Here is a 21,809-nt window from a genome sequence, read left to right as displayed (position 1 = left end):
GATTTATGACCGTACGCCACATGCCCGTCGTTCGGCGGGTTCTCGGAGAAGAGCACTGGGCGCGGCTGGCTCCTGCCGTGCGCCGGCACTACGACCTCTCGCCATCATTTGCAGAAGACATGACTCTCGATGGTGTGATGGACGAGATTCGCCATGCGCCCCTGGTCAAGCCTTGGCTGATGCTTGCCCGTTGGTTCAAGGCCTTGGTGCCTTATCCGGGCGATAATGTTCCCGTCAAGGTTCGGAATAGAACCGACCCGACGACCCCCGACTCCCTCTACTGGCATCGCACCTTCTCTTTCCCGGACGGCCGAGTTACCGAATTTCTGTCCCGAATGGAACCGGCCGGCAGAGGCCAGATCGTCGAGATTCTGCGCTTCGGGGTCGGCATCCGCATGAGGCTCAGCGTCGAGGACGGGGCGCTGGTGTTCACCGGATTGCAGCACTGCTGGAAACTGGGGCCGATGATGATCGGAATTCCCAATTGGGCACTGCTCGGGGATGCCGTTATCGTCGAGAGTCCGGTATCCGATGACGAAGTGCGCCTGGATTTCGAGATCGTTCACCCCTGGTTCGGGCGAACCTTTTCCTATTGCGGCCGGTTTCGGATGTAACGTATGCGGGCATGGACGCTCATTGTTCGCCGGTGGCCCGGCGGGACCGAAGGCGTTACGGCCGCGGAATGCGGAATTTACGCCCTTCCGTCCGCAGCACTAGGCTGTCGGAGCGAATCTCCAGGAGTTCCGCGCCGCCTTGGATGCTGTCGCCCACCCGGTATTTTTTCATGTCGATGATCGCAAACCGCTCTTCCGGCTGTTCGGAGTAGGCGAATACGTTGATCGTGATAGGGCCCACCCGCTGCTGAAAATCGATGGGCAAGGCATGGATGAACGGAATCGCGGGTTCGTCCGCGAGAGGCTGGGGCGGCAGGTCGCGAGTTTCCGGCGCGCTTGCGGGAGCCCGAAAAGCGACCGGAGGGTTGGCGTTTTCGCTCGCAGCAGATTCCGTTAGAGGTTCCTGATCGATTGGTTGCCGGGTTTTTTCCGCCGGTTTGCCGAGCCGCTTTTCGGTTATCGGCGTCGGGGAGCGTTCCGTAGATTCTGAGGGTGCGGATTTGGGTTTGGAAGGCTTTGGGGGTGTAACCGGCGGATTGACGGGATTGTCGGCCTTCGCTTCTGGGCGTTGGGCTGCCGGTGGCATACCTCTCGCGGGCTGAGGGATTTCCTCTGGACTCGATATCACCGGGGCTGAATCCGATGGAACCGCCGTGACGCCGGGTGCGGCAGCGTTCTTAACCGCGGCGGGTTCAACGGTTGGTCCGGCCGATTCGGCCGCGGTGGGCTGCGTTACCGGTCCATTGTTTCCCCATCGAGTGAGCCAAAGATAGCCCAGGACGGCGCCGTTAAGCACGATGAGAAACGCTGCCGACCACGCCAGACCGCGGCGCCGCGGCGGTGCTTGATCGAGCGGGATGGGAACGGGCGGCGCGGCTTGGCCCGCTTGCCGTTCGCGTTCCGATTTTCGGAGTGCTTCGAGAATGTAGGACATCGGCGCTGTTCCGGTTTTATCGAGGACCTGAGGTTAACCTGGGAATGCCTGGATCATCGGCTCTTTTGACAAGATAAATCATGGTATAGGGACCCGCTACGCCGTCCGGATTCAGCCCGTGTTCCACCTGAAAGGCGACCACGCGGGCCTTGAGTTTTGTGTCGAAATAGTCGTCGGCTCCGTCTTCAGCCGGTGCACGCAGCATCCGTCTCAACCACCTCACGGCTTCACCTTTGCTGCCCGCGACTAACGTTCTGGCGTCGCCCTTGGGCGGCTTCCAGAGCAAAGCGGCACCGCCCCGCCAAAATGGAAGAATGTCCGCGAGTTCGAAAGCATGGCGTTGAGTACCGAAGCTCAGCTCGATCTTGTCGTCGCGGATGCCGACCAGGACCGCATAGCGCTTCGTGCCGTCCGGCACTGCGAATTCCAGTACGGCCGGATGATCGAGGCTTCGCAGTTGGAACCAGTTGCCGTTGGTCGACAGACAGTGCAATCCCTTTTGTTCGGCAAATTGGCAAAAGTCGGTCGCGTCGACCGGCGGCTCGATTTGCCACAAAGCCAGGAGTCGGGCAAAAGCCTTGTCGCGGGTCAGGCCGGAGTCTGACATCAACTCGGCAAACACCGGCTCGGGAGCGCGCGCTGCGGTGGGGGGCGCGTCTGCGGTTTTCTCGGGCTCCGGGGCGCTTTTCGGCGCGGTTGAGGGCGCTGAAGGAACCGGGGCATCCGGCTTCGGCTGAACAATGGGCGGATCGTCGGCCAAAAGCGGACCCAGCAGAGCCGATAAGTGACGCGGTATGACAGCCGGGTCGGAACGGAGCGCAAGGCCTGCATAGATCGACCCGCAAACGGCGAGTACGGTCAGAAGGCCAAAGGGCGTAACGGCTGAAAAGCGTACGGAGCGTGTAATGTCGGCTTTCGGCATCAGCTCGTTGGCGGCTTTCCGGGCAATTGCATAGCCCGCTTTGCTTTTTCCAAGGGTGTAAACGCCCAACAATGCCCGGTCGCAAATAAGATTAATGAGACGCGGAATTCCGCCCGACCGGCGACAGATTTCACCGACCGCCAGCCGGCTGAACAGCGTATCTCTGGCGCCGCTGACGGCCAGGCGATGCCGGATGTAGGCCATCGTTTCCCGGAAATTCAGCGGACGCAGGTGAAACCGCGCGGAAATCCGTTGCGAAAGCTGCCGCAAGTTCGGCTGAGCCAAAAGAATGCCGAGTTCGGGTTGTCCGACCAGGATGATTTGCAGCAGCTTGGCCTGGTTGGTTTCGAGATTGGTAAGCAGCCGGATCTGTTCCAGCACTTCGAAGCTGAGGTTCTGCGCTTCGTCGATCAGGACGATGGTCCGTCGCCCCCGTGCGTGGATTTCGAGCAGATGCCGGTTCAGCAGGTCGATCAATTGCTTCAGGCTGGCCCGCTCTTCGGGATAAGCAATGTGCAGTTCGTCGCAAATGCTGGCGAGCAGTTCGCGGGGGTTCAGCCGGGGGTTGAAAATCAGGGCGAGATCGACGTCTTCGGGCAGTTGGTCGAGCAGACAGCGGCACAAGGTGGTTTTTCCCGTGCCGACTTCGCCCGTCAGCACGACGAATCCTCCGCCGACACTGATCCCGTACAAAAGATGAGCCAGCGCCTCTTGGTGCTGGGGACTCAGATAGAGATAGCGCGGATTCGGGGCAATGGAAAAGGGGGGCTCGCTGAGCTGAAAATACGGCGCGTACATGATAGTGAGCGAGTTCCCCTAGTGCCATTTGGATTGCGATTCTGATCCGACGATATCATTGCGTCGAAGGGGACTGTCAAGTTTATGTACCCCAAACGGTGCTTCGCCGGAAATCCTGGTCTTAGAGCCTATCTCAGTAGGCCGTTCGCTCTGAGCCCTTCGACGGGCCTGTCCTGAGCCCTTCGACTTAGCTCAGGACAGGCCCGTCGAAGGGTTTGGGACTTACTGGCATAGGCTCTTAGCTCTGAGCCCTTCCACCCGCTCCGCGATTCGAAGCTTCTACGGCTCGGAACCCGAAGATCGAGCCATCATCCAGATCAGCATCTCCTCGCTCACATCGTCGGCTGCCGCTGATTCGGTTGATTGCTGAGTAACTAATGATTCGGCCTTCTGCAATTGCAGGAGGTGCTCGACGGCCTCGTTGATCGTCATTCGCTGTTCCTTGGCCAGCTTGGCCAAGGCGGCGTAGGTGCTTTTCTTGAGGCTCAACCGCTGCAAGTTCTCCGAGCACCGGCGCTGGTTCAGTGCGTTCTGCAGGCGTTTCCAGCCGGTGTCGTTCAGATGGCGTCCAATCCACGCGTTCAATTGGTGGTGATCCGAACAGAGATCGAGCTGTTCGGCTGCGACGCGATCGTGAGTTACTAATATTTCCGGCGCCTTATCGGGTTCTTTGAGCATACGCCGCAAGTAACTCAGCGCCGCCGCGTATTTTTCCGGTTTGAGTCCGCGCATGGATAGCCCTCATTAGTTACTCATTTTTGTGGAAACATTCCAACTGAAGCCGTGAGTTCAAATTTGTGAGTAACTCATGAGTATTAAGGCCAAGTTCGGATGAGAGGTCAATCCTCCGCTTAAACAGGGCCGGGAAAAAACGGCCTTCGCTGCTGTCGTATAAGAAATGGCGCAGCGGGCGTCAAAATCGGGCTAATCCGCCGTATCGTGCTGTGGAGAGCGACCGAATACGAGCGCAGGGAGAACGACATCATGGCCGGTTTCAGCGTGTCGCGAACCATTGGCGGAATGACCTTGGCTACCGGGCTGGCCATCTTGAGCGTCGACGCGGACGCCGAAGCGGAGCGTCTACCCGCCTACGGCGTCGATCTTGAACAGACCTCGGTCTCGGGGATTTCCTCGGGCGCTTATCTGGCGGTGCAGTTCCATGTCGCCCATTCCGGTATCGTCCGCGGCGCCGGGGTCATCGCCGGCGGACCGTATTACTGCGCCGAGAACAACTCCGGCAGGGCAACACGGAACTGTATGAAACCCGATGAAACCCATCCTGTCCCCGATGCCGCGCATCTCAAGAATCTTACCGACCAGCTTGCGCAGTCCGGTGCCATCGACGATCCCGTTCAACTTCGGGCCGACCGGGTGTGGTTATTTTCCGGTACCGAAGATCGGGTCGTCGAACAGCCGGTGATGGACGCCTTGTTTCGTTATTACCGGTCTTATGTGGGCGATGACGGGATCGTCTACAAGAAAGACCTGGACGCAGGGCATGCCATGATTACGGAAACCGACGGAGCCGCCTGCTCCTATACGGGGCCTCCGTTCCTCAACGACTGCGACTACGATGCGGCAGGAGCTCTGCTGGCTCACATCCATGGGCCGCTCGAACCGCCCGCCGCCGAGCCCGGCGGGCGTTTCGTCGCGTTCGATCAGAACGAATTTCTGCCCGACCGGAAGGCCCACGATCACAGCATGAGCGATTCGGGGGTGGCGTATATTCCGGATTCGTGTAATACCAGGCGTTGCCGGGTGCATGTCGCCTTCCACGGCTGTTTGCAAAACGAGGATAAAGTCGGCGACGCCTTTTACCGGCAGGCGGGCTACAACCGCTGGGCCGACACCAACGATCTGATCGTCCTATATCCGCAGACGAAAGCGCGCTATGGCTGGGGATGGCCGTTCTGGACTTTGAATTTCGTGTGGAATCCCAATGCCTGTTGGGACTGGTGGGGGTATGACAGTGCCGATTACCACACCAAGAACGGACCGCAGATCGAAGCGATCCGAGGCATGCTCGGTAGACTGGCGGAAACGCGGCCGTGACGATGGGCGAGTGTATTATTAATCAGGCCCGTAAATACCCACCTGGTATTTCGGGCCGCCGCCCAGGCCGGTACACGCCCGGCCTGGGCTCACGCGGCTTGTCGCCGCGCCGGGGCATCCCTGCCCCGGATTAACCCGGCCTATATTTATAGGCCGGGTTAATAAATCTTCCAATCATCGGCTTTCTGAAGGGAGAACCCGACGATCAGTCCCAACCGACGACGTCGTAACCGCGTTCCTGCAAGCATCGGTTCACGAACGACTGATAAGCGGGATCCGGCCCCGAGCGGCCGAACATGGATCGAATCAGCCCTGCCGCCGCGCCGCTCGCGGCGCCGATAGCAGAGCCGGCGCCGGCCGACCCGACCACGGCCCCGCCGACCGCCCCGGTCGCCGCGCCCATGGCGGCGCCGCCTACCGTGTTTCTGGCGGCCCGGCCGGCGCCGGTTGCGCGAGAGTCGGCGCCGGCCGCTTCGGCCAAGGACTTGCACTCGGCGATATCCTGATCGGCGGCAACTTGTCCTACATTCTGAAGATGCTCGTTGGGGTAGAGTACCGGTCTCGCGGTGGCGCAGCCGCCCAAAGCCGTCACCAGCGCGAGAACGATCAATCCAGCGGCGGGTTTCATACGTTATCCTCCATAGTCGGGCATTCCTTGCGGACCCAATGCGCTTTCTCGCCGTCCGTCATCTTTAGAGGGAGACAGTATTGTCGGTGCTTAATTCCCTTTCATTAAGGTCCCGCAATCGGGTCTCGAGACCGAATGGGAGTGTTCATGATTGTCAGATGATTCTTCCCATCACTTGGCGGGCAACTACGAGCCCCTGAAAAGGTCTGAACACAATGTAAGCCCTTGAAACGAATGTTGAAAGGAGATGCCGGAACGGTTGACCGATGTCGGCGATGTCCGACGATCCATCGAATACCGAGGTGACAGGAGGTTGTTATGAATAGGCGATGGCTTGCAATAGGCTTGTGTTCATTGATGGTGGTGGGCTGTGCGACCGATCCGCACACTGGTGAGAAGCGTCCGTTGGGCAAAGTCGTGGGCGTGGACCGCTCGGGACGAGCGATACGGCTGGCGCTCGAGGATGCCGGTGTAGAGGTGCAACGTACCACGGAAAACACTCTCGACTTGGATGTCCCGTTCGCATTCGGGTCCGCCAGTCTGACGCCGCAGGTGCAAAGCACGCTGAAATCGGTGGCCTCGGTTCTGAACCAATACCCTGAATCAACCGTCACCGTCACCGGACATGCCGACGACATCGGCTCGGACAAGGGCAACCAACGGCTCTCCGAGCAACGTGCCGGCACGGTAGCGGGTTACCTGACATCCAACGGAGTGAACGCCGCCCGCATTTCGCAAGAAGGCATGGGGGAGAGAATGCCGAAAACCGCGAGCACAGACGAGGCCGTCCGGGCGCAAAACCGGCGCGTGGAACTGACGATCGTAACCCATCGAGACGTTGGGAAGGAGACTTCAGCGCGTCCGCCTTCGGAAAGTCCGGCTGCGCCAAGGACTTATCCGCCGTCGGGAAGCGAATGAGTTATTCCTGCTGAACGGCTTGGCTTGTGGCTGAAGGGCGGTGAAGCCGGAGCGCGCGATCCGCCTCACCGCTCGTGTGAAGGCTCTCTGCGTACGACGGACGCTTTCACGCTTACGGTCAATTTCTGTCTGATAATCGGCCGTCCGGGTTCTTTTTTCTGGACAGCTTACTGTTCTTGTTTATAACGCCCGGAATGGATTTGGTCGGTCTCGGGAACTTCTTTTTCAAAACGTCTACGCCGCTTTGAGGTTTGGCCAAGGGAACAAGATCTTTTCGGTTGAGGCGTTCCTGAACGATGTCGGTCCCCATACGCCGGTCCCGCTCTTCGACCAAGCCGGGTAACGCCTCGCCGTCGCGATTGAACGACCATTCCAGGACAGGGCCGCCCAGAGGCATCCTGTCGCCGCGTTTTCCGAACGGCGCCGAGTTCCAGACATGCCAGGTCTTGCCGTAGCTGTTCATTTTTCCTCTCATGAGTTCTTTCTCGGCTGCGTCGGGTATCCCCGGCGCCGTGAGCTGGCCGGAAAGGATCTCGTAATTGTGGGGATGCCAGTATCTCTTTTCCTGCGCGGGCAGAGACTCGAACAGCGTTTCCGAGATGATGTACTCGATGCCGATCAGATTGGCGTCGGCGGTGTTGCCGTCGAACAGCACGCACTGGGCAAAGTCCTCGTTGACTTGCCGGCAATAATGATGCGCCACCATCTGATGGGATGGGTCCCTTTTCGCGACGTGGAAACCCGATAGATAGATATCCATCGGACGCAGGGGCGATTGGGTTTGCAGCATGGCAGCCCCGGATTCGAGCGCTCGGGTTTTTGTGGTTTTTTCCCGTCCTTCGGGTTGCACGCCGGGGGGCTTTTTCTTCGTGCTTTCACAGCCGGATATCACGGCTGCGAGTCCGAACGCTGCGAGTATACCAATAGCATTGCCCAATGCCGGTTTGGCCATATTGTCCCTCCCAAAGAATTCGCCGATAACCCCCATGGGATTGTTCCTTTTCCCTCCGGATGGCAACAATAAGTGAATATACCTAAGATTGATATTTAGCCAGCGGCTTTTCACTGTCTGATCAGCTATTCGTCTCCGTCGCATGCCTGACATGCGAATGCCAGCGTCAGATAGGAAAGAAGTACGTCCGCAAAAGCTCGTAACAGAAAATCTTGCCTGCGCCGCAATGGCTTAGCCGGCCAGGAGGGACCCGCCTTGGACAGGCGCTTGCGGCCCCATCCAAGTTCCTCGCCCTTTGTGCTAGGTGGCGACCCCCATAGAGACGGCATGGCACGCTCTCCTTTCGGCGAGTTTGAGGCGACTCTTTATTGCTTGTAATAACCGACTCCACATACCTGGTCGTCCACCTTGGTCACGTAGCTCACTTTCGGAATCGACTGGGTGCCAGGAGCGCGCGGCCACACATAGGTCACTTCCTTGATCTTGCCTTCCTCCGCGATCTTGAACATTTCCGTGCCGAAGGGTTTGCCGTTCTGATCCTTCATCTCCTTGAGGTTCGTGCCGACTTCCGTTGGGTGGGCGGTAATGCGGCCATCTGGGCCGGCGCAGAACGGATAGAGGTCGCGATCCCGAAAACCGGCCTCGGCTTGGTTGAACTTGGCCAGAGCATCGGCCTTGTCCTTCTTGAGCTCGGCGACAGCCCTCTCCAGCATGGCACGGGCTTCCGCGGCAGTGCCATATTCCGCGGCGAAGGCGGCGCTCGATGCGATCGAGCCACTGAACAATGCTACGTATCCTAGGTGCTTGAGTTTCATAAGTCCTCTCCTTGAGTGGATAACGAAAAGGCCTCTTGAGACTGATTGAAACGGCCGGTCACGTTTAGAGACCGATTGGTATGAGGGTTATCCCTGAGCGCATGCACCAGATCTTTGACCGGTTTACTCAAGAGGACGCACCGAGCCAAGCCGCCGAGATTGACCACCATCTCGTGAAACCAATCGATCCGAGGCTCTCACGCAAAGCGCGGGTAAAGCGGGCAGGACATTCCGTGCCCACCTTGCTCGGCTGGAACACGCGGGGTAGCGGCCACGGTATCCATCCGAACCTGTCTTGGGGGAACGGTCGTGGAGGATCGACGGTGCGATCTGCCTACCAGGGCTCCGGAGAGTTCACGTCCCAGGCATCCCCATCGGCATCGCCGAAGGTGAGATACCAGTTGCCAATGCTGGAGACGAAAGACCGCTCAAACTGCTGCTCCCACTTGCAGGCCATAAACGGCTCCGGTGTGCGTGCCCGTAGGAAGCCAGTGCGCCTAAGCTGTCGGATGAACGGTGGGTAGGTGCACATGATCTCCGCACAATCCACTCCGCTTCGCTTGAAATCCTGGAGGCACTGGTTCAGCAATCCCTCGAACGCTTCCGGCTCTCGAGGATCCGCGAGTATGTCGAGGATTTGGCCGCGGAGACGGTCCCCCGTTTTCGCTCGCTTGATCACGGCATACCCGCAGAGGGTATCCTGGTTATTGAACGCAGCATACCGCCGGTAGTTACTAAACGGACGCTCGACGAATTTCCAGTTGAGATACCAGTGGTCCCGGACGACCATCAGTCCGAAGGCGGGAGACACCCTAGAGAAAAACTCATCGAAGCGCTCGTCGAAATGCATCATGGGGATGATGGCTATCCGCCGCGGTATTCTGGCGCGAAGGGCGAGTTCCCCCACCCGAAGCGCACTCCGGGCCAGCAAAGAGAGTGTGGTGCGGGAAATGCGCCCGCCGACCCGTTGCCGGATGAAGGGTGCCGGATCGAGTATCTTGAAGTAGGGATAAAAGTCCGGGACGGGAAGCCATCCGGCCTTGAGGTAGAGGTGGCGATTGGGCTCGTTGAACCAGAGGGCACCGGCGAAATCGGTGGTCTGTTCGGCCACGCCACGAAGCAGGACCTTTCCGAGCCCCTTCCCTCGATACGCCTTTGCCAGCAGGTCGTCATGCGCCAGATATCCCGTCATCTGACGGCCTCTCAGAGAAAATCTGAGCGGCATGTGTCCGTGCATGCCGACGACCTGCCCGCCGTGAGTGAGGAGATAGTAAGGCGTACGCCCCTCCCGGAACGGATTCCTCTCGGTCAGCCATCGGAACAGGATCTGCCTCTTCTCGATGTGGTCTTCGTCGAAGCGTTCCCGCCACAGCCGGACAATGCTTTCCAGATGCATTTCCTGGGCGCCGCTGCCCAGATATGGTTTCACGGACAGATCCACGCTGGCGAAATCTTGACTAACGGCCATTTTGCTCTCCTTCCTGGATGAGAAATGGGAAATCCAATCGGCTTGGCCATCTATTCGGCCGATGATGCGCGCGAGGCCATGTGCTTCCATTAAGCGCGATAGGTCTGGACTGACATTTAGAGCTACCCTTCGGCTTCACTTGAAACGGCAGACGCCGGGAGCATGCGATTTATCCGCTCCTCGGTCTTCGTAGGCGACTAGGTCGAGAATGAAAGCGTCCTTGATCATCTGTCGCTCCCTGCCCAGAGCTCGGGCATCTAGTTGATCGCGGTCGTCTTCACCTGCTCCGAACGCCTCGGTCCACGGCTCGAAACGCCAGCCGAAGCGAAACGATGCCTTTTCTTATCGGGTTAGGCGTCACGATCTGGGCGGCGTCCTTCGCTTATCCATAGCGTCCTTTGGAACAAGTGTCGGCGGCCGGTCCCGCCGATCAGACCGACCCGTCAATCGAAGCGGGTGCTTGGTCGGAAAAGAACGAAGCCAGAACCCGAACGGCTGGCTGGGGCGGCGGTTCGGCCGGCCGGCTCGTCCTCCGGCGCGTGTCCCGTGGGAGCCCCATTAGACCGAATCTGATTCAGCCACAAAATAAGTACAAATCCTTGTCTCTCTGATAAGCCTTCGTAACAGACCAAGAAATCCGGCCGGAACCGGGTTCTGGCCGTGGAGCGAGGCTTATCGGTCGAACGTCTCCACGGTAATGCTGATTGCGGTGGTTGCGCCGAGCAACCAAATGGAATCCGTCATCTCGCCATGCTCACGAATCACCACGTCAATCGCGCTATCCAACTGCGCTTGGGTATCGCAGGCCCCGAGCGAGATGCCTTTCTCGAAATACCTGACGCCATGATGATCGGCCACGGGTTCGAGCCAGTAATAGCCGGGGCCTTCGAATTGCGCGTGCAATGGCGCCCTATAGCAGCCGGCGTCATACCAGATACCGCCGACCCTGGCTCCATCGGTTCTGACCGTAATGGTGTTCATGACATTTACTCCTTTGAATTGGTGGACCGCTTTTCTGAGTCCGATTGATTTTTGACAAGCGCTCTTACCGAACGTTGGGTGCTTTTTCCAAAGCCATTCGGGTGACAGTACAGATAAGTATCCGATCGACGCAGCTCCGATTCGGCTGGGTGAAATCCGATCACGCGGGCTGCCGGCTATCCCGCCCAAGGTTTGCTCTGGAAACATTCCGGCAATGGCCGTTCGTGAAATTCAATTTTTTGAGTCCAATCCCCGGCGATCAGTGCAACCGTGGCCTTGAAACGAGTCTAAGGAGAACTTTTCAGTCCGCCGCCTCCTGGGGGAAGAACGGTACCCGTTGGGTGCGGCGGAAGTGGCTGGGATGCCCATGACGTTACTTAAGAGGAGACGGGGATCCCAGAATGACCACCATCAAAGACTTATCGGATGCCAAGCTTCTTCATAGCCTGGCAGCGTGCCGGGACTGCAGCGACGTTCAGCGGCTTCAAAACGAGCTGACGCGGACGATCCGTGAACTCCAGGCACAGGTGCGGGAATTGGAGGCCCAGAACCGCGAACTTCAGGAGGCCCAGCGGGCCCTTAAACGGTCCCGCAACCGCTATGCCGAGCTCTATGACGGGGCGCCGATCGGCTATGTGAGCCTGAACTCTGAGGGGGTGATCCGAGACATCAATATGGCCGGGGCGACAATGCTCGGCCGGGAGCGCACGCATCTGGTGGGCTCTCCCTTGCACCGCTACGTGGCTCCCGAAGACCAATCCACACTTCTAACGCATCTCAAAGGCTGTCTGCAGCAGGAGCAAGCCATGGCGGAGCTGACCCTTCTAACATCAACGGGAGACCGCCTCGCCGTCCAGCTCGCCAGCCGGAAAACCTTCACCCATGACGCGGAGGAGGTCCGGTATTTGACGGCTCTCACCGACCTTACCGAGCGGATGCGCACGGATGCCTTGCAGCGCCAATGGGCGGCCATCGTGGAGTCTTCCGACGATGCCATACTCGGCAAGACCCTGGATGGAGTCATCACCGGCTGGAATGCCGGCGCGGAGCGGCTGTTCGGCTACGCCGCGGACGAAGCCATCGGCCGCCCCATCAGCTTCATCATTCCGCCCGAACGGCAGGCGGAGGATTTGGAGATTCTCATGAAAATCGGCCAGGGCCAGCGGGTTGATCACTATGAGACCGAGCGTCTCGGCAAGGACGGCCGAAGGATCGCCATCTCGCTCACCGTCTCGCCGCTGCAAGACGAACAGGGCCGAATCATGGGCGCGTCCACGATTGCCCGCGACATCACCGCGCGCAAAGCGGCCGAGCAGCAGCTCAAGGAGCGGGATGCCTTCGCCAAGAAGGTCCTGATGTCCTCTCTGAACGGCCTCTACATCTACGATGTGAAAGCCGGGCGGGATGTCTTCATCAATGCCCAGTGCACCGAGCTGACGGGCTATACCCTCGAGGACCTCCAGAGCCTGAGCGGGAAGGACTTTTTCAATCTGTTTCACCCTGACGACCAAGGCCGCATCATCGCCCATTTCAAGGCCTTGCTCGACACGGCCAATGGCGAAACACTGGAAATCGAGTACCGGATCAGAACCGCTGACGGCCGTTGGATCTGGTGTATTTCGCGAGATGGGGTGTTCGCCCGCGAGGCCGACGGATCGGTCCTGCAGATCATCGGCACCTTCCTGGACATCACCGAGCGCAAGCGAGCCGAAGAACTGCGCCTGGAATACGACCGCCGGAAGGATGAATTTCTGGCGATGCTGGGGCATGAGCTCCGCAATCCCTTGATGCCGATCCGGAATGCCGTCCACATCCAGCGCAAATTCGGCGCATCGGAGCCCAAGTTGATCTGGGCCTGTGAGGTGATCGACCGTCAAGTCACCCAGTTGATCCGGCTGGTGGACGATCTCTTGGATGTGTCGCGGATCGTCCAAGGCAAGCTGGCACTGAAAAAAACGCCGGTGGAGCTCGCCGCCGTGATCGCCCAAGCCGTCGAAACCGCGCGGCCCTTCGTCGAGGCGCGGCGCCACGCCCTCACCATTTTCATCCCGGAAGACCCGATTCAGGTGGAGGGGGACAGCGTGCGCCTGGTTCAGGTCGTGTCGAACCTGCTCAACAACGCAGCAAAGTACACCTCGGAAGGCGGTCGGATCTGGCTGAGCCTAACTCGGGAGAACGGCGAGGCGGTCGTTTCGGTTCGGGATACGGGCGAAGGCATACCCGGCAAGTTGTTACCTCACCTCTTTACGCCCTTCACCCAGGCCGAGCGCACCGTGGACCGCGCTCAAGGCGGGTTGGGGCTCGGTCTGACCATCGTCAAGCGCATCGTAGAACTGCACGGCGGGTGGGTCGAAGCCGAAAGCGGAGGCTCCGGCCGAGGGAGTGAATTCATCGTGCGACTGCCCCTTTACCCCGATGTTTAGAGAAAGACAGACGCATGGCACCGTTCCGTATTGAATCCGCAGTTTGAAACCTCAGGCAGAGGTTCGGTAATCCCGACTTTTCATGCCTGCCGATCAAGTGATGGAAAATCCGGCCGTAGCCCGACCATAGGTCTTGCAGCTCGGGCTTGCCTTCGAGCCGACACTCGTTATGGATTGGCACGATCAGTCGATGGAAGCCACACCGTCGTGTAGCGCCAGGCATGCGCTGCAACCGCAGTCCTCGCCATCGCAGGGATCGGTACACTCCGCCGTGCACGTACAGGCGTGCGGCTGGGTCATGTACTTGGCTTGATACAAGCCGTTGGGCGGGTATCGCTTTTTCCCTTCGTCGGTCGGACCGTTCATGCCTCCTCCACAGTCTCCACAAAGGTCGATAACTTAGGCCCAGCGGGGTTTTCTGACTATCCGTAAGGTTCCATACCGAGAGTCGTTCGCTCGGCAACCGCCATGCCTTTGGTCTTGACTGTTATGGCAGTCATCACCTGCTCCGTTTGCTTAAACTCGGGAGAGATCGATACTGATGCAGCGTTCGACCCTAGAGCATTTTCCGATTCGGTGTCAGAGCGCCCGACAGGTAGGTCGGCAATCCCTTGCCGACCTACCGGCGCCGGAAAGCGGGCTTGGCCGAGAGAGGGAGAACATTGAGAGCGTCCCCCGACGGGATCGGCCAAACTCGGTGAATGCAAGTTGGAGGCTTAGATCTGTTGCCGGATGGGTTTATGGCCTGCGGGAGCCGGTTTCAATCAACTCCTATTCCAGATCGCTTTCGATCAGAAATTCGTGTTTTGTAGGGTGGGTTAGGCGCCCATCAGCACTGACCGACCGCCGGTCACTGCACTTCGCGTGCGCGTAACCCACCGAGCGACTTCCAATCGGTGGGTTACGCGGAGCCTGTCCCGAGCCCTTCGACGATGCTCAGGACAGGCTTGTCGAAGGGCCTGTCCCGAGCGGAGACTAGGGGCTAACCCACCATCGATGGGTTTCGCTTCGCTATACCCATCCTACGATGAATATTCACTCGAATGCCGAATGGAATTACATGCGAACGGAAACCGCTCTAATTCCGGTGCGGCTTCACCCGTGTTTGAATAAGCTGGGGTGCTGCCTATGGTGGGTTGTGAACCGGTGGATCTCCGCTAAGCTGAAGATTAACCTCGATGTCAGTCCAGACCTGCGGGGATACCCGGCTCCGGCCGGGTTTTTTTATGGTTTTCGGAGATGAATCGTCCCATGAATCAAAGCAAACGGGGATGGAACCGGGGCAACATCCTTGTGCGCCCGGCTGGCTTTAGAACTGTGCCGAAGTCAGCCCGAGCCGTCCGATTTTTGGGCCGCCTGCAGCTATGGAATCGTCTTCGGTCCCCGGGTTGCGGCGGCCGCCTGCCAATCCTCGCGATGGATGGTTGCCGACAACCAGCGGTGGACCAGTCCGGCGAGAACGGCTCCGATCAGGGGGGCGACCCAAAAGAGCCAGAGCTGGACTAGCGCCCAATCGCCCACGAACAACGCGGGGCCGGTGCTTCGGGCCGGATTCACCGAAGTGTTGGTCACCGGAATGCTCACCAGGTGAATCAGGGTGAGGCCCAAGCCGATGGCCAGCGGCGCGAACCCTTGAGGAGCGCGCGAGTCGGTGACGCCCAGTATGATCATGAGGAACATGAAGGTCATCACGACTTCCGTTAAAAAGCCCGCGCCCATGGAATATTCTCCGGGCGAATGTTCGCCGTAACCGTTGGCGGCGAATCCCGCGGCGACATCGAATCCGGCCTTTCCGCTCGCGATCAGATACAACACGCCGGCGCCGAGGATCGCGCCGAAAACCTGAGATGCAATGTACGGTGCTAGGTCGGACCCCGGTATGCGGCCTCCGGCCCAAAGACCGACGGAAACCGCCGGATTGAAATGGCCGCCGGAAATATGGCCCACGGCATAGGCCATGGTCAGCACGGTCAAACCGAATGCCAGGGATACGCCGAGCAATCCGATTCCGACATTCGGGAAGGCGGCGGCAAGAACGGCGCTGCCGCAGCCGCCGAAAACCAGCCAGAACGTTCCGATAAACTCCGCTGTACAACGTCGATAAATCGACCACATGATCAGTCCCTCCAAGGTTTTTTTTTCAAAACGAGCCGATTTCCGTTCCCGCCTCGAAAGCGGGACGAGCGGTTACCTTTTTAGATCGCGGTTCGACCGCTAACTCACAGCATCCGACGAAAAATTTTCAGCGTCAATGTGATACCGTAGTTCCGGACAAAAAGTTCACCACGGCTATCAAGGGACGGTGGAATGGATCGACAGGAACCGGATCACGGCATTACACATTTGTTCGTGGGCAAGGACCCGTTCTTTCGCCTGCAACGGGCGATCGGGCTGGCACCGTCCCATGGTTTGGGCGTAAAGCGGCGCGCCTTGTTCTTCGCGCTGTTGTGCTGGGTGCCCATCGTCGTCCCGGCCTCGCTCGCCGGTCGGGCATTCGGCGGCGAAATCTCGGAACCCTTGCTCCTTCACTTCGCCATTCATTCTCGTTGCCTGATCGCGATACCGCTCTTCATCATCGGCGAAAGCGCCCTTTTGCGCCTCGAATCGCTGATTCGCCATTTTGTCGTCTCGGGACTGGTCGGCGAATCTTCGATGCCGAAGTTCCGCGCGGCTTTGAATACCGCCGACCGCTTGCTGAATTCCTGGTGGATTTTCGCGATCCTCGTCAGCCTCGTGACAGCGAACGTGATTTTTGCCGTGCAGCAGTTCGAGCGGCTGCACGAGGCATCCTGGGCCATCGACCGGGATACCGACCCGATCGGGCTCATCTTCGCGGGATGGTGGTATCTCCTCGTGCTGCGCCCGATTTTCAGCTTCCTGATAGGGTTGTGGGTATGGCGCGTCGTGGTATTCGGGATTCTGTTGCTACGCGTTTCCAAGCTGGACCTCGAGCTCGTTCCGGTTCATCCGGACCGGGCCGGCGGCCTGGGTTTTCTCGGCATGGCCCCGCAGGTGTTTATTCCGTTCATATTGGGCGTATCCATGGTGCTGGCCTCGCACTTCGCGCACAGCGTTCTTTACCACGGTGCGCGCGTCGAGTCCTTGAGGATGCCCATGGCGCTTTATGTGATGCTCGCACTGTCTCTGTGTTTAGGCCCGCTGCTGGTGCTCATCGGCAAGTTGAAACGCCTGCGGCGCAAGGCCCTGCTCGATTACGGCGCCTTGGCGGGACAGCACGGGAGACTGGTCGACCGCCGCTGGATCCGAGGAGAAACGGTTCGCGACGACGCTCTGCTCAATGCTCCGGAACTCGGCCCCGTGGCGGACGTGCGTTCCATGCACGAAGCCGTGAGTGCCGTTCGCATGGTGCCCATCGGCCGGCAAACCGTCATCACTCTGTTTGCGGCGGCGGCCTTGCCGATGGTGCCGGTGCTGGCCATCGAAATTCCCGTTATCGATCTCTTGAAAATGTTGGCGGGATATTTGTTTTGAGCCGGTCAAGGCGCGGTCGGGGCTGGTTGCTGGCGCCCCTGCTGATAACCCTGGCGGTAGGCACGCTCCTCGGCCTGTTTGTGCTGGTCGTACAGATAGCTGCCCACCAGTCCTGTGCCCGCGCCGATCGCCGCGCCCAGGCCCGCATTCCCGGCAATGGCGCCGATTGCCGCGCCTGCCGCCGCGGAACCGGTAGTGCCGCTCAACATCCGCTGCTCGCTGGGAGACATGCCGGCGCACCCCGATAACAAGGCTGCGCCCAAAAGACTCAAGAAAATTCGCGATTTCATCGCGGCCCTCGCTTGTCTGTGGATCAATCGGTCATGCCGGATCGAGCCGTTTTTTTACACGGCCATTTTTGGGTCATGAATCGGAACATCACATCCACCGGGCGCTCGTTGTTGTATTCCGGGTGAGCTTGCGCCCAGGAGACGAATTCCGCGATCGCCTGCTGCCGGGTCGGCTTCGGATCGGGAGGGCACACCAAGGGTTGGCTGTCGGGCCCGGAGTGCATGGACTCGTGATAGTGGTAGGCGCCAACCAGGTAACCGGTACAAAAGTGCACGGCGGCAACGTTCAGCGGATCGTCCCGGGGCGTGGTGCAAAGGTCGATCAGATCCTGGACGTTACGGACCAGGAAGTCCTCTTCCTCGGTGGCGGCCGAGGCATTCTGCAACTGGATCAGGGTTGCCAACAGCACCATTCCGGTGCTCACCAATCGCTTGAATCGCATGGATAAACCTCCTTGAAGCCATGTCTCGCCGGATATCGATCTCGGCCGGTATTCCGCTTCGAGTCCGCCGGCCGCTGCGCGTTCCTTCATCCGTAAACATTTCGACTTTTGTGGCGCCGGTGGAGTTCGAATAGCCTCGGCCCGACATGCGGAATTCCGAAGGCGAAAGCCGCGCCCAAACGAAATCGAAATCCCGTTCCGCCAAATCTCCCCGAATATTTGTAAATACCGCGACGGACGCTTGACTCTGGACTTGGGTCCAGGGTTTACGCTATCGACGCATGCACTGAGAAGAGGAGGGTGCTCCATGCTCACTATCGGGAAAGCCGCGGCTCAGGCCGGGATCAGCATCGATACGGTTCGCTTTTACGAGCGCGCCGGCCTTTTGAAAAAAACGATGCGCACGGCGGCCGGCTACCGGCTTTACCAGCCCGACGACGTGGATCGGCTGCGCTTTATCCGCCGGGCCAAGGCGCTCGGGTTTTCGCTGGAAGAAATCGCCGAACTGCTGGCGCTAAACGACGGCGTCGGCGAGCGCAGCGCGGTTCGGGCGATTGCCGAGCGCCGTCTCGCGGAACTGGAGCAAAAGATCGCCGAACTCGACCGGGTCCGCCGGACCCTGGCCGAACTCGTCCATGCCTGTGACGGCGCCGGTCCCGTATGCGGATGCCCGATCATCGAAGCGGTCCTCGGGGACAATACCCTCGAATCAAAGCGCGACAATGCCACGACATCAACATCATAAGGAGCGACTCATGAGCCATGATATTCATCACATACCCCTTCACGGCGGTGCCAGTTTTTCCACGGCGCACGCTCACCATCATGGAGCCAGCCGCTCTTCGCCGACGCATTTGGCGACTCACGCGACCGTTCATTGCCTGAGCGGTTGCGCCATCGGCGAATTCGTCGGGCTGGCCATCGGGGTGAGCTTGGGGTTGAATCCGTGGACCACCATGATGCTCGCCACGGTTCTGGGTTTCGTCAGCGGCTACACCTTGGGCTTATGGCCCTTGGTCCGTCAAGGCTTCGGCTGGGTTCGGGCGTTCCGCACGATCTGGATCGGCGAAACCGTGTCCATCGCGGTCATGGAGCTGGCGATGAATCTGACCGATTATCATCTAGGCGGCGTGCAAGCGGCCTCGATGCTCTCGTTCCGGTTCTGGCTGGGATATCTGGCGGCGTTGCCGGCCGGGTTCATCGCCGCATGGCCGGTGAACTACTGGCTTTTGGGCCGCAATCTCAAGCAGCGGTGTCATTAGTACTAATACAAGCTCAACCAAACTAGGGGAACAAACATGGTCACTCCTGACGAGGCAAAACACCGGGCGGCCACGGCCTATAACGCCGCCGCCGACCTATTCGATGCGCCGGAACTGGGATTTTGGGATTACCATGGACGGCGAACGATCGACCGGCTGGGTTTGCGGCCGGGAGCACGGGTGCTCGACCTCTGCTCCGGCAGCGGCGCCTCGGCCCTGCCGGCTGCCGAGCGGGTGGGGCCGGACGGCTTCGTTCTGGGCATCGACTTGGCCGAAAGGCTGTTGACGCTCGCCAGGGCCAAGGCCGCCAAGCGTGGACTAACCAATATTGAATTTCGGACTGGCGACATGCTCGACCTCGGTTTGCCGGCCGCCAGCTTCGACGCGGTGGTGTGCGTGTTCGGCATCTTTTTCGTGCCGGACATGGCGCAGGCGGTGCGCGAGTTGTGGCGCCTGGTTCGTCCGGGCGGCAAATTGGCGATAACCACCTGGGGACGGGACTTTTTCGAGCCGGCCGATAGTCTATTCTGGGATACCGTGCGCTCTGTCCGGCCGGATCTCTACAAGGGATTCAATCCCTGGGACCGGATCGACGATTCCATCGGGCTGCGCGGCATGCTCGCCGAAGGCGGTATCCGCGAAGCCGAGATACATACCGAAAACTACTCTCATCCGCTAAAGTCGCCCGACGATTGGTGGACCATCGCGCGCGGATGCGGCTACCGGGGCACGATCGACCTGCTCTCGGTCGAAGAGCAGGCGCTGGTCAGGGAAAGCAATCTGGCCCCGCTTCGCGAGGGCAAAGTCTCTGGTATCGAAGCGAGTGCCTTGTACGCCATCGCCGTCAAGCAGAGTTAGAGATAGGCCGAAAACATGGTTCCGATTCCGTTTTCCGATATAGGGTGGGAGGCGAGCACTGCCACGAACCATTCCGTGTCCGCCGGAGATGCCGAAGAAACTTTGCTGGTTACGTACGATGCGTGCCTAACCTGCTCTACATTGAAAGCTTTTTCGAGTTGAACGCGATGCTGTTGGCGGCCAAATCCCGAAGCGTTGAAATTCCCGAGAACACTTAGAGGCGAAAATCCGTGCAAACCGTAAATGCCATTATCCGGCAATGCCGAATCGCGGCCTTCTGGTTCGCGGTTCTGTCGGCGCCGCCGGTCCAGGCCGGAAGCTATGAGCTGGTCATAGACAAGAAAGCGGTGAATCTGACCGGACGGGAACGGACCGCCATCGCGGCCAACGGCTCATTGCCGGCGCCCACGCTGCGCTGGCGGGAAGGCGAGGAAGTCGCCTTGCGCGTGACCAACCGATTGGACGAGCCGACTTCTATCCACTGGCACGGCATCGTGCTGCCTTACGACATGGACGGCGTGCCCGGCATCAGCTTTCCCGGGATTCCGCCTGGCGAAACCTTTAGCTACCGCTTCAGGCTGAGCCAGAGCGGGACCTACTGGTATCACGGCCATTCGGCGATGCAGGAGCAACTTGGGTTGATGGGCGCGATCGTCATAGAGCCCGCGAAGGGCGAAGCTCACGCTTACGACCGCGAGTATACGGTGATGCTGTCCGACTGGTCCGACGAGAACCCGCACCGCGTGCTTTCGAAGCTGAAGAAGCAGAGCGACTACTACAACTTCCAGAAGCGCACCGTGTTCGATTTCTTCCGGGATCTGTCTGGCAAGGGCGTCAAGGAAACCATGGCCGACCGGCTGGCCTGGGGCGAGATGCGGATGGACCCTACCGACATCGCCGACGTCACCGGCTATACCTACACCTTCCTCGTCAACGGCCAAGGTCCCGAAGCCAACTGGACGGCTCTGTTCAAGCCGGGCGAGCGCATCCGGCTCCGTTTCGTCAACGCCGCGGCGATGACCCATTTCGACGTGAGCATACCGGGGCTCAAAATGCAGATCATTCAGGCGGACGGGCAAAACGTCGAGCCGGTCGAGGTGGACGAGTTTCGTATCGCCGTCGCGGAGACCTACGACGTGCTGGTCGAGCCCCGCGAACCCCAGGCCTACACGATCTTCGCGGAAGCCATGGACCGCAGCGGTTATGCGAGAGCGACCCTGGCTCCCCGGCGCGGCATGAGGGCGGAGGTTCCGGCGCTACGGCCACGACCCTTGGTGACTTTGGCCGAGATGGCGGCGGCCCACGGCATGGAGCACGGTTCTGCGGCCGGCGGGCCGCACGCGGCCATGAAGCATACGCCGGAAAAGGAACATCGGACGAACGGGCATGAAGGTCACGATATGGCGGGCATGGATCATGCCGCGATGCCGGAGATGAATCACGCCATGTCTTCACACGCCGGTCACGAAGGCCATGCCATGGCGGAGCATGTCGAAGAACGCGCCGGCACGGGCCATCGGGTGCTATCGTATGCCGATCTCAAGAGCGCGGAGAAGCATGCGGACTGGCGCGAGCCCGACCGGGAAATCATTCTGCGCCTCACCGGTACCATGAACCGCTACATTTGGTCCATCAACGGCCAGAAGTACTCCGAGGCCGAGCCGATTCGCCTCAAGTACGGCGAACGGGTACGCTTTACCTACATTAACGAGACCATGATGAACCACCCTCTGCATCTGCACGGCATGTGGCAGGACCTGGATAACGGCAAGGGGCCGTTCAATCCGCGCAAACACGTCGTAAACGTCAAGCCGGGCGAGACCGTGCACGTCGACGTGCCGGTCGACGCGCCGGGCGAGTGGGCGTTTCATTGCCATCTGGTCTATCACATGGAAACCGGGATGTTTCGAAAGATCATCGTGGAGCCTCCCGATACAGCTGCGAAAACGGGAGCTTGAG

The 21,809-nt window shown here is 59.6% G+C and carries 21 protein-coding genes; 9 read left to right on the top strand and 12 right to left on the bottom strand.

Translation table 11 applies throughout. From position 1 onward, the window contains the following. Nucleotides 1–5: 5 nt before the first annotated feature. A complete protein-coding gene (locus tag ACR2R1_RS14190; protein ID WP_077730813.1) occupies nucleotides 6–614 on the top strand; it encodes a DUF4166 domain-containing protein in 609 nt (202 codons plus the stop codon). Between the two features lie 55 nt (nucleotides 615–669). On the opposite strand, the gene ACR2R1_RS14185 is transcribed toward ACR2R1_RS14190, so the two are convergent. From ACR2R1_RS14185 to ACR2R1_RS14175, 3 genes are all read right to left on the bottom strand, one after another. Further along, a complete protein-coding gene (locus ACR2R1_RS14185; protein ID WP_434110613.1) occupies nucleotides 670–1,548 on the bottom strand; it encodes a general secretion pathway protein GspB in 879 nt (292 codons plus the stop codon). Nucleotides 1,549–1,564: 16 nt separating this feature from the next. Continuing rightward, nucleotides 1,565–3,268 carry an AAA family ATPase gene (locus ACR2R1_RS14180; RefSeq protein ID WP_077730815.1) on the bottom strand — a complete coding sequence of 568 codons (1,704 nt, stop codon included), beginning with the start codon at nucleotides 3,266–3,268 and terminating at the stop codon, nucleotides 1,565–1,567. Nucleotides 3,269–3,547: 279 nt separating this feature from the next. After that, nucleotides 3,548–4,000: a hypothetical protein gene (locus ACR2R1_RS14175; RefSeq protein ID WP_434110610.1), complete on the bottom strand. Its 453-nt coding sequence runs from the start codon at nucleotides 3,998–4,000 to the stop codon at nucleotides 3,548–3,550. Between the two features lie 252 nt (nucleotides 4,001–4,252). On the opposite strand from ACR2R1_RS14175, the gene ACR2R1_RS14170 reads away from it, so the two are divergent. Further along, a complete protein-coding gene (locus tag ACR2R1_RS14170; RefSeq protein ID WP_434110608.1) occupies nucleotides 4,253–5,320 on the top strand; it encodes an extracellular catalytic domain type 2 short-chain-length polyhydroxyalkanoate depolymerase in 1,068 nt (355 codons plus the stop codon). Nucleotides 5,321–5,525: 205 nt separating this feature from the next. On the opposite strand, the gene ACR2R1_RS14165 is transcribed toward ACR2R1_RS14170, so the two are convergent. After that, nucleotides 5,526–5,948 (bottom strand): glycine zipper family protein, encoded by a 423-nt coding sequence (locus tag ACR2R1_RS14165; protein WP_077730818.1) that lies wholly within the window; start codon nucleotides 5,946–5,948, stop codon nucleotides 5,526–5,528. 318 nt (nucleotides 5,949–6,266) lie between these two features. Between ACR2R1_RS14165 and ACR2R1_RS14160 the strand changes: the two genes are divergently transcribed. Next, nucleotides 6,267–6,866, top strand: a complete 600-nt coding sequence (locus ACR2R1_RS14160) for an OmpA family protein (RefSeq protein WP_086133441.1) — start codon at nucleotides 6,267–6,269, stop codon at nucleotides 6,864–6,866. Between the two features lie 118 nt (nucleotides 6,867–6,984). Here ACR2R1_RS14160 and ACR2R1_RS14155 read toward each other — a convergent pair whose 3' ends face one another. The 4 genes from ACR2R1_RS14155 to ACR2R1_RS14140 form a co-directional block, all read right to left on the bottom strand. Continuing rightward, nucleotides 6,985–7,818, bottom strand: a complete 834-nt coding sequence (locus ACR2R1_RS14155) for an OBAP family protein (RefSeq protein WP_347259126.1) — start codon at nucleotides 7,816–7,818, stop codon at nucleotides 6,985–6,987. 365 nt (nucleotides 7,819–8,183) lie between these two features. Continuing rightward, nucleotides 8,184–8,633, bottom strand: a complete 450-nt coding sequence (locus tag ACR2R1_RS14150) for a cache domain-containing protein (RefSeq protein ID WP_077730820.1) — start codon at nucleotides 8,631–8,633, stop codon at nucleotides 8,184–8,186. A 334-nt stretch (nucleotides 8,634–8,967) separates the two neighbouring features. Next, a complete protein-coding gene (locus ACR2R1_RS14145) occupies nucleotides 8,968–10,101 on the bottom strand; it encodes a GNAT family N-acetyltransferase (RefSeq protein WP_086133442.1) in 1,134 nt (377 codons plus the stop codon). A gap of 672 nt (nucleotides 10,102–10,773) precedes the next feature. After that, on the bottom strand, nucleotides 10,774–11,082 hold the full coding sequence (locus ACR2R1_RS14140) for a hypothetical protein (protein ID WP_077730822.1): 309 nt from the start codon (nucleotides 11,080–11,082) through the stop codon (nucleotides 10,774–10,776). Nucleotides 11,083–11,483: 401 nt separating this feature from the next. On the opposite strand from ACR2R1_RS14140, the gene ACR2R1_RS14135 reads away from it, so the two are divergent. Next, nucleotides 11,484–13,505 (top strand): PAS domain S-box protein, encoded by a 2,022-nt coding sequence (locus ACR2R1_RS14135; RefSeq protein WP_434110605.1) that lies wholly within the window; start codon nucleotides 11,484–11,486, stop codon nucleotides 13,503–13,505. 183 nt (nucleotides 13,506–13,688) lie between these two features. Here the strand turns inward: ACR2R1_RS14135 and ACR2R1_RS14130 are convergent, their stop codons facing one another. Next, nucleotides 13,689–13,871 carry a hypothetical protein gene (locus ACR2R1_RS14130; protein WP_077730824.1) on the bottom strand — a complete coding sequence of 61 codons (183 nt, stop codon included), beginning with the start codon at nucleotides 13,869–13,871 and terminating at the stop codon, nucleotides 13,689–13,691. A gap of 996 nt (nucleotides 13,872–14,867) precedes the next feature. Beyond that, nucleotides 14,868–15,620 carry an aquaporin Z gene (gene aqpZ, locus ACR2R1_RS14125; RefSeq protein ID WP_077730894.1) on the bottom strand — a complete coding sequence of 251 codons (753 nt, stop codon included), beginning with the start codon at nucleotides 15,618–15,620 and terminating at the stop codon, nucleotides 14,868–14,870. Nucleotides 15,621–15,812: 192 nt separating this feature from the next. Between aqpZ and ACR2R1_RS14120 the strand changes: the two genes are divergently transcribed. Further along, nucleotides 15,813–16,997 carry a hypothetical protein gene (locus ACR2R1_RS14120; RefSeq protein WP_156881335.1) on the top strand — a complete coding sequence of 395 codons (1,185 nt, stop codon included), beginning with the start codon at nucleotides 15,813–15,815 and terminating at the stop codon, nucleotides 16,995–16,997. Nucleotides 16,998–17,002: 5 nt separating this feature from the next. Here ACR2R1_RS14120 and ACR2R1_RS14115 read toward each other — a convergent pair whose 3' ends face one another. Then, the gene (locus tag ACR2R1_RS14115; protein WP_077730826.1) at nucleotides 17,003–17,287 is read right to left on the bottom strand and encodes a glycine zipper family protein; all 285 of its coding nucleotides are present in this window, start codon (nucleotides 17,285–17,287) and stop codon (nucleotides 17,003–17,005) included. Between the two features lie 23 nt (nucleotides 17,288–17,310). Continuing rightward, the gene (locus tag ACR2R1_RS14110; RefSeq protein WP_077730895.1) at nucleotides 17,311–17,730 is read right to left on the bottom strand and encodes a Rap1a/Tai family immunity protein; all 420 of its coding nucleotides are present in this window, start codon (nucleotides 17,728–17,730) and stop codon (nucleotides 17,311–17,313) included. Between the two features lie 307 nt (nucleotides 17,731–18,037). On the opposite strand from ACR2R1_RS14110, the gene ACR2R1_RS14105 reads away from it, so the two are divergent. From ACR2R1_RS14105 to ACR2R1_RS14090, 4 genes are all read left to right on the top strand, one after another. Then, entirely contained in the window at nucleotides 18,038–18,475 is a 438-nt protein-coding gene (locus ACR2R1_RS14105) for a MerR family DNA-binding protein (protein ID WP_086133445.1), read from the top strand. 10 nt (nucleotides 18,476–18,485) lie between these two features. Continuing rightward, a complete protein-coding gene (locus ACR2R1_RS14100; protein WP_168175442.1) occupies nucleotides 18,486–18,992 on the top strand; it encodes a DUF4396 domain-containing protein in 507 nt (168 codons plus the stop codon). Between the two features lie 36 nt (nucleotides 18,993–19,028). Then, a complete protein-coding gene (locus ACR2R1_RS14095) occupies nucleotides 19,029–19,850 on the top strand; it encodes a methyltransferase domain-containing protein (RefSeq protein ID WP_156881334.1) in 822 nt (273 codons plus the stop codon). 230 nt (nucleotides 19,851–20,080) lie between these two features. After that, a complete protein-coding gene (locus ACR2R1_RS14090; protein ID WP_347258392.1) occupies nucleotides 20,081–21,808 on the top strand; it encodes a copper resistance system multicopper oxidase in 1,728 nt (575 codons plus the stop codon). Nucleotide 21,809: the final 1 nt, after the last annotated feature.

It is taken from the genome of Methylocaldum sp. GT1TLB (assembly GCF_051027445.1).
GTDB lineage: Bacteria > Pseudomonadota > Gammaproteobacteria > Methylococcales > Methylococcaceae > Methylocaldum.
The sequence above is the reverse complement of the archived record's forward strand: the minus strand, read 5'-3'. Positions and strand labels throughout refer to the sequence as shown.